At 52.6% G+C, this 6,384-nt stretch carries 7 protein-coding genes; all 7 read right to left on the reverse strand.

All coding sequences use genetic code 11. The annotated features are described in order from the left end of the window. Positions 1–65: 65 nt before the first annotated feature. Complete coding sequence (locus tag QVO39_RS04925; RefSeq protein ID WP_021903255.1) at positions 66–887, reverse strand: purine nucleoside phosphorylase I, inosine and guanosine-specific; 822 nt, start codon at positions 885–887, stop codon at positions 66–68. A 14-nt stretch (positions 888–901) separates the two neighbouring features. Then, the gene (locus QVO39_RS04930; RefSeq protein ID WP_021903256.1) at positions 902–2,185 is read right to left on the reverse strand and encodes an amidohydrolase; all 1,284 of its coding nucleotides are present in this window, start codon (positions 2,183–2,185) and stop codon (positions 902–904) included. Further along, positions 2,178–3,557 carry a dipeptidase gene (locus QVO39_RS04935; RefSeq protein ID WP_018027505.1) on the reverse strand — a complete coding sequence of 460 codons (1,380 nt, stop codon included), beginning with the start codon at positions 3,555–3,557 and terminating at the stop codon, positions 2,178–2,180. Before QVO39_RS04935 ends, QVO39_RS04930 begins: the two co-directional genes overlap by 8 nt. A gap of 104 nt (positions 3,558–3,661) precedes the next feature. Next, positions 3,662–4,339: an RluA family pseudouridine synthase gene (locus tag QVO39_RS04940; protein ID WP_021903257.1), complete on the reverse strand. Its 678-nt coding sequence runs from the start codon at positions 4,337–4,339 to the stop codon at positions 3,662–3,664. Continuing rightward, positions 4,339–4,842 carry a dihydrofolate reductase gene (locus QVO39_RS04945; protein ID WP_021903258.1) on the reverse strand — a complete coding sequence of 168 codons (504 nt, stop codon included), beginning with the start codon at positions 4,840–4,842 and terminating at the stop codon, positions 4,339–4,341. Before QVO39_RS04945 ends, QVO39_RS04940 begins: the two co-directional genes overlap by 1 nt. After that, positions 4,839–5,633: a thymidylate synthase gene (locus tag QVO39_RS04950; RefSeq protein WP_021903259.1), complete on the reverse strand. Its 795-nt coding sequence runs from the start codon at positions 5,631–5,633 to the stop codon at positions 4,839–4,841. The genes QVO39_RS04945 and QVO39_RS04950 overlap by 4 nt, the downstream gene beginning before the upstream one ends. Beyond that, on the reverse strand, positions 5,630–6,384 hold a 755-nt coding region (locus QVO39_RS04955; RefSeq protein WP_288171782.1), incomplete at its 5' end, for a thiamine-phosphate kinase. The genes QVO39_RS04950 and QVO39_RS04955, both read right to left, overlap by 4 nt.

The following is a 6,384-nucleotide window of genomic DNA, read 5'->3' on the forward strand; positions in this document are numbered from 1 at the left end:
TTTTCGACTTTGCATCTCATCCTTCGTGCAAAGCCTCTTTTTTATTGGGAAGCTACTCTAAATTATTAATAGAGTGACTTGATAAGCTCTGTGAATAGACGGCCCATCTTCTCGGAGGCGGCATTGGCGGCACGAATCACATCGTCGCCATCGTTGACGAAGTCATCTGTGAAGTGGTACCCTTCGTTGGTGATCACCGACATACCAAAGACGCGGATATCGCAGTGGCGAGCCACAATCACCTCAGGCACGGTGCTCATACCGATTGCGGTGCCTCCGATGATGCCTAGGTACTTATACTCCGCTGGAGTCTCGTAGCTAGGGCCTGTCCAACCGACATAGACGCCCTTATGAAGCGGGATATTGAGTTGGCGACCAATCTCCTCTGCCTTGGCAATCAGTGGGCGGTCGTAAGCTCGTGTCATATCGGGGAAGCGAGGGCCAAACTCCTCCATATTCTTACCAATGAGCGGATTAGGGAGCATATTGATATGGTCTCTAATGATCATCAGATCTCCCACCTTGTACTGGTCGCAGATACCACCGGCGGCATTGGAGACGAATAGGTACTCAATGCCGAGGAGCTTAAAGACGCGTACGTGGAAGGTTACCTTCTCCATTGGGTAGCCCTCATAGTAGTGGAAGCGTCCCTGCATGGCGATCACTGGGCTACCATCGAGTTTGCCCACGATGAGGTTGCCTTTGTGCCCTAGTGCCGTAGACTTAGGGAAGTTGGGGATATCGGTATAAGGGATCACGCGAGCCTCTTCTATCTTATCGGCCAATTGACCCAAGCCAGAGCCTAGGGTAATCGCCACCTTGGTATCTTGTGGTATCAGCGGTCTCAGGTAGTCCGCTGCTTCTTGATATTGCTTGTACTCTACCATAATCTTATCAAATTCTATTGCTTTTGTTTCTTACTTCTCTCAAATAGGTCGCGGGCTACGGTGCGAGCTTCGGACATAATCGCCTCCTCGCCCGGTACGTGGCGACCATGCATCAGCACCCGACCATCAACGATAAGGGTATCCACCGCACTACCGTTGGCAGAATAGACCACATTGCTCACCAGGTTGTGGCAAGGGGTCATCTCGGGAATATCTAGTTGCAAAAGGGCAAGGTCGGCAAGTCGTCCCACCTCAATTCGCCCTGCGGGGATACGGAGAATCTCCGCACCTGCAAAAGTGGCTGCCTTGAAAACCTCTCCCGCCTTGGCACTGGTTGGATCTCCCGACCAAGCTTTAGCGAGGAACGAGGTGAGTTTCATGGCGGTAAACATATCTAGGTTGTTGGAGCTAGAAGTGCCATCAGTGCCAATACCCACGCGGATACCCTTTTGCCACATCTCCTCGATCTTGAAGCGGTAACCACTCGCCAACTTCATATTAGAAGCGGGGTTGTGGACACACGCCACACCATGGTCGGCGAGGATCTGAAGCTCCTCGCTATCCATCCAAAGCGAGTGGGCGAGGACCAGATTAGGAGAGAGCACTCCTAGCTGCTGCAGGTACCTCACAGGGGTGGTGCCGTGCTCCTTTACGCACTCCTTTACCTCACCCTCCGTCTCGGAGAGGTGTAGGTGTACGAGTAGATCATTGGCCTTGGCGAAGTCGTGGGTGTACTGTAGCATCGGACCAGTCACCGTGTAGATGGCGTGCGGACCAATTGAGAGCTGCACACGGTCGGAGTAGCGCTCAAATTCCTTTAGATACCGCTCCATATTCCGCTTATCCAGCTCTGCCCGTTCCTTATCCCCTCTATCGAATACCGTGTAGGAGACATTGGCCCTCAGCCCCATTTCCTCTACCGCCCTTGCGGTGCCGTGAGGGAAGGAGTACATATCTAGGAAAGCGGTGGTACCACTCTTGATCATCTCGAGGCAAGCGAGCTTGGTGCCGACATAGACATCCTCCTCGGTCATATGTGCCTCCACTGGCCAAATCATATTATTGAGCCAGTCCATCAGGCGTAGGTCATCGCCATACCCACGGAAAAAGGTCATCGCCGCATGTGTGTGACAATTGATCAAGCCAGGGATCACCGCCATACGAGAGGCATCAATCACCTCAGCCCCAGCCTCCATTCCTTGGAGGTCGCCGATGGCTACTATCTTATTGCCCTCAATAAGAATATCCCTCCGCACCCCATCAGGGTGCAGAGGGTTTTTAATAAATAGCTTACTCATTGTGTCCGTATCTTGCGTAGAATTCAGCCACGGTACGGATACCGATATGGAAGTTGTAGAGAGGGAAGTTTTCATTTGGTGAGTGGATAGCATCGCTGCCAAGTCCAAAGCCCATCAAGATACTCTTCACTCCTAGCACCCGCTCAAAGGTAGCGATGATTGGGATACTTCCACCCGAGCGAACGGCTAGTGGCTTCTTGCCGAAAGTAGCCTCATAAGCCTCCTCAGCCACCTTGTAGATAGGTAGGTCACTTGGGCATAGGTATGGGGTACCACCGTGTAGATACTCCACTTTCACCTCTACATGATCGGGAGTTAGCTTATGAACATAGTCGATAAAGGCTTGTGCAATCTTCTTCTCATCTTGATTTGCTACCAGACGGGTAGAGACCTTAGCAAAAGCCTTGCTAGGAAGGATGGTCTTGGCACCTTCGCCTTGGTATCCACCCCAGATGCCACAAAGGTCAAAGCTAGGACGGCTGCCAGTACGCTCTAGGGTATGGTATCCCTCCTCGCCATATAGCTCCTTCACCTTTATCCCGGCCTTGTAAGCTGCTTCGTCAAATGGGATTCTCTTAGTCATCTCCCTATCGGCCTCGGTCAGCTCTACCACATCATCGTAGAAGCCAGGGATAGTGATACGTCCCTTTTCATCCTGCATCTTAGCGATCAGCTTGCACAGCTCATTGAGAGGATTACCCACGGCACCGCCATAGATACCCGAGTGGAGGTCGTGGCTAGGCCCCGTCATCTCTATCTGCCAGTAGCAAAGGCCACGCAGACCAGTCGTCATTGATGGGTTCTCAACACTCAGCATACCGGTATCGCTCACAAGGATATGGTCGCTCTTCAATAGCTCCTTATGCTCTTGGCAGAAGGCCTCAAGGCTAGGCGAACCGATCTCCTCCTCGCCCTCTAGCATCACCTTCACATTGCAGCGAAGTAGATCCAACTTAATCGCTGTCTCTAATCCCTTTACCTGGCACATTGTCTGCCCCTTATCATCATCAGCCCCACGAGCATAGATGATGCCATCGCGTACCTCAGGCTCAAAAGCCTCCGACTTCCAGAGCTCTAGTGGCTCGGGTGGCATCACATCGTAATGGCCATATACTAGCACGGTAGGGAAGGAGGGGTCGAGTAGCTTCTCGGCATACACCACAGGGTTGCCCTTAGTCGGCATCACCTCCGCCTTGTCCATACCACTCTTCAGCAGTAGGTCGCGCCAATGCTCGGCACAGCGGATCATATCAGGCTTGTGCTTGCTCTGCGAACTTACCGATGGGATACGAATGAGCTCAAATAGCTCCTCTAGGAATCTCCCTTTATTCTCCTCTACAAATTGATCAATCTTCGGATTGGATTTACTCATAGTAAATGGTCTCTCTTTAGTTTGGTTATTAAAATACTATCTACCTCAAAGATACCTATTTTCTGCCAAACTTTAGCCACCTCGCCGAAACAAGAAAGGGGGGGTTACTTGAAGTAGCCCCAAAGCGGATCGTCGGTGGGGTAGGGAGCGACCACAGAGATTGCTTCGCCCGAGACGGGGTGTGTGAAGCTCACCTCTCTAGCGTGAAGCGAGATTGAGCCGTCGGGATTACTCCGCTTGGCACCATACTTTAGGTCGCCCCGAATGGTGCAGCCGATGCCACTGAGCTGAGCACGTATCTGATGATGCCGCCCCGTCTCCAGTCGTACCTCGAGGAGCGTATATCGATCGCTCTCGCCAATCACTCGGTAGTGCAGGCGTGCCTCCTTGGCACCCTTGGTACCAGTGGCAACGATATAAGACTTATTTTGCTTAGGATTCTTCTTGAGCCAATGCACCAGCGTCCCCTCTGGTGCCTTTGGGGGTTGCTCCACAATGGCGTGGTACACCTTCTCCACCTTGTCGTCGTGAAAGAGCCGATTCATTCTGGAGAGCGCCTTAGAGGTTTTGGCAAAGACCACTACTCCGCTCACTGGCCGATCGAGACGGTGAACCACTCCGAGGAAGACATTCCCCGGCTTTTGGTATTTCTCCTTGAGGTATAGCTTCACCTTTTCGGGCAAAGGGACGTCTCCGGTACTATCGCCCTGAGTGATCTCCCCTGCTCGTTTGCTAATAATGATCAGGTGGTTATCCTCGTAAAGCACCTCGAATGCTGCCATTATGCTTTTCGCTTCCAGGTGGTAAAGGAGTAGGGGAAAGCGTTACGCTCATCCGCCTCATGGGGCTCATTTTGTGTGCACTCCCAAAGGTCGATGTCAATGTCGGGAAAGAAGGTATCTGCCTCAGGCCATTGGTGGTGAACCAGCGTCACATGTAGCTGATCGGCTAAAGCCATCCCCTGTCGGTATAGCTCTCCTCCACCGATAAGGAAGAGCTTCTCCCCCTCTGCTACCTCCATCGCCTCCTCTAGGCCATGAACCACCTCCGCTCCCTCTGCGTGGTAAGCAGTATTGCGGGTGACCACAATATTCTGTCGCCCTGGAAGTGCCCCCTTAGGGAGACTCTCAAAAGTCTTGCGTCCCATCACAATCGGATAGCCCATAGTGGTCTCCTTGAAGTGACGCAGATCGGCAGCGAGTTGCCGTCCCCATGGCATATCGCCCTTCAGTCCTATCGCCCCGTTATCCGCAATAGCGACAATAATGTGTAGCTCTGATTTCATACCGATACCTCCGCTTTGATGTGTGGATGAGGGTCGTAGCCCACGAGTTCGAAATCCTCAAACCTAAAGTCGTCAATCGCGGTCACCTCACGCACGATATTCATCTTAGGCAAAGCACGAGGCTCCCGACCCAATTGTATCCGTGCCTGCTCTAGGTGATTGAGATAAAGGTGGGCATCGCCAAGGGTGTGGACAAAGGTACCTGGCTTTAGTCCCGTAACCTTCGCCACCATCATTAATAGCAAGGCGTAGCTGGCAATGTTGAAAGGAACGCCGAGGAAAACATCGGCACTACGCTGATAGAGTTGTAGGCTGAGGCGACCCTCCGCTACGTAAAACTGAAAGAGTAGGTGGCAAGGGGGCAAGTGCATCTCCTGCAACTGCCCAACATTCCACGCACTCACGATGATCCGTCGGCTATCGGGATGATTCTTGATCGTCTCAATAGCCTCTGCCAGCTGGTCGTGCTCCTGCCCTTTGGCATCACGCCAATGACGCCACTGTGCCCCATAAATCGGACCGAGATCACCCGCTTCATCGGCCCACTCATTCCAAATCCGCACCCCATGCTCCTGTAGGTAGTGGACGTTGGTATCGCCCTTGATAAACCACAAGAGTTCGTAGATGATGCTCTTAAGGTGTAGCTTCTTAGTAGTCAGTAGTGGAAAGCCCTCCGAGAGGTCAAACCGCATCTGATACCCAAATAGGCTCTTAGTGCCGGTGCCGGTACGGTCGCTCTTCTCCACCCCTTCATCGAGGATCTTCCTCAGTAGCTCTTGGTATTGTTTCATTCGTCCTCCTCCTCTCTATGATATCCTTGTGCCACAATAGTCGTTTCGCTCCCTCCCGAGGAGACTAGTTGCACACCCTCCTCTGCATCGGTGATATAACCGATCTGCCGAACATCCTCCATCGCATCCACCAGATCCTTTAGTCCGAGTGGAATGGTAAAGAGTAGCTCAAAGTCGTCTCCGCCATTCATCCCCACCAAGGTGGATGAAAGCCCCAGTTCGTCCGCCATGCCCACCGTCTCGTGGTCTATCGGAATGGTTTTTTCAAAGATGCGAGCTCCCACACCCGAGGCGTGGCAGAGCTGAAGTAGGTCGCTTGCCAAACCGTCGCGAACGCTGATCATCGCCGTCGGTTTGATGCCAGCCGCTTGTAACTGCCTTAAGATATCTAGCCGGGCAATCGGCTTCATCTGTCGCTGAAGGATGTATTCGCGCCCGTCAAACTTTGGTGCAAAGTCGGCTGTTCCGTCGAAAGCCACCTTCTCTCTAATCAATAGCTGCAACCCCATGTAGGCGGCTCCCACATTGCCGGTAAGGCAAAGGAGATCATTTTTCTCTGCGCCACTTCGGCGTAGCTCCTCCCCAATGGGCACACTGCCGAGTGCCGTCACCGCAATAGTGAGGCCTGTGTATGAACTACTCACCTCCAGCCCTACCAAGTCGATATTATATAGGGCCAAAGCATCCTTCACCCCGAGCATCAAGACATCTACATCCTCCACCTTAAACCGCTGTGAAAGGCCAAGGGAGA

The organism is Porphyromonas sp. CAG:1061 (assembly GCF_000435035.1).
In the GTDB taxonomy this organism is placed as follows: Bacteria; Bacteroidota; Bacteroidia; order Bacteroidales; family Porphyromonadaceae; genus Porphyromonas_A; species Porphyromonas_A somerae.

Bases quoted from the DNA above. Each gene is read 5' to 3' on its own strand.
- QVO39_RS04950 (WP_021903259.1), bottom strand. From the start codon at position 5,633: ATGAAACAATACCAAGAGCTACTGAGGAAGATCCTCGATGAAGGGGTG.
- QVO39_RS04945 (WP_021903258.1), bottom strand. From the start codon at position 4,842: ATGAAATCAGAGCTACACATTATTGTCGCTATTGCGGATAACGGGGCG.
- QVO39_RS04940 (WP_021903257.1), bottom strand. From the start codon at position 4,339: ATGGCAGCATTCGAGGTGCTTTACGAGGATAACCACCTGATCATTATT.
- QVO39_RS04930 (WP_021903256.1), bottom strand. From the start codon at position 2,185: ATGAGTAAGCTATTTATTAAAAACCCTCTGCACCCTGATGGGGTGCGG.
- QVO39_RS04925 (WP_021903255.1), bottom strand. From the start codon at position 887: ATGGTAGAGTACAAGCAATATCAAGAAGCAGCGGACTACCTGAGACCG.
- QVO39_RS04935 (WP_018027505.1), bottom strand. From the start codon at position 3,557: ATGAGTAAATCCAATCCGAAGATTGATCAATTTGTAGAGGAGAATAAA.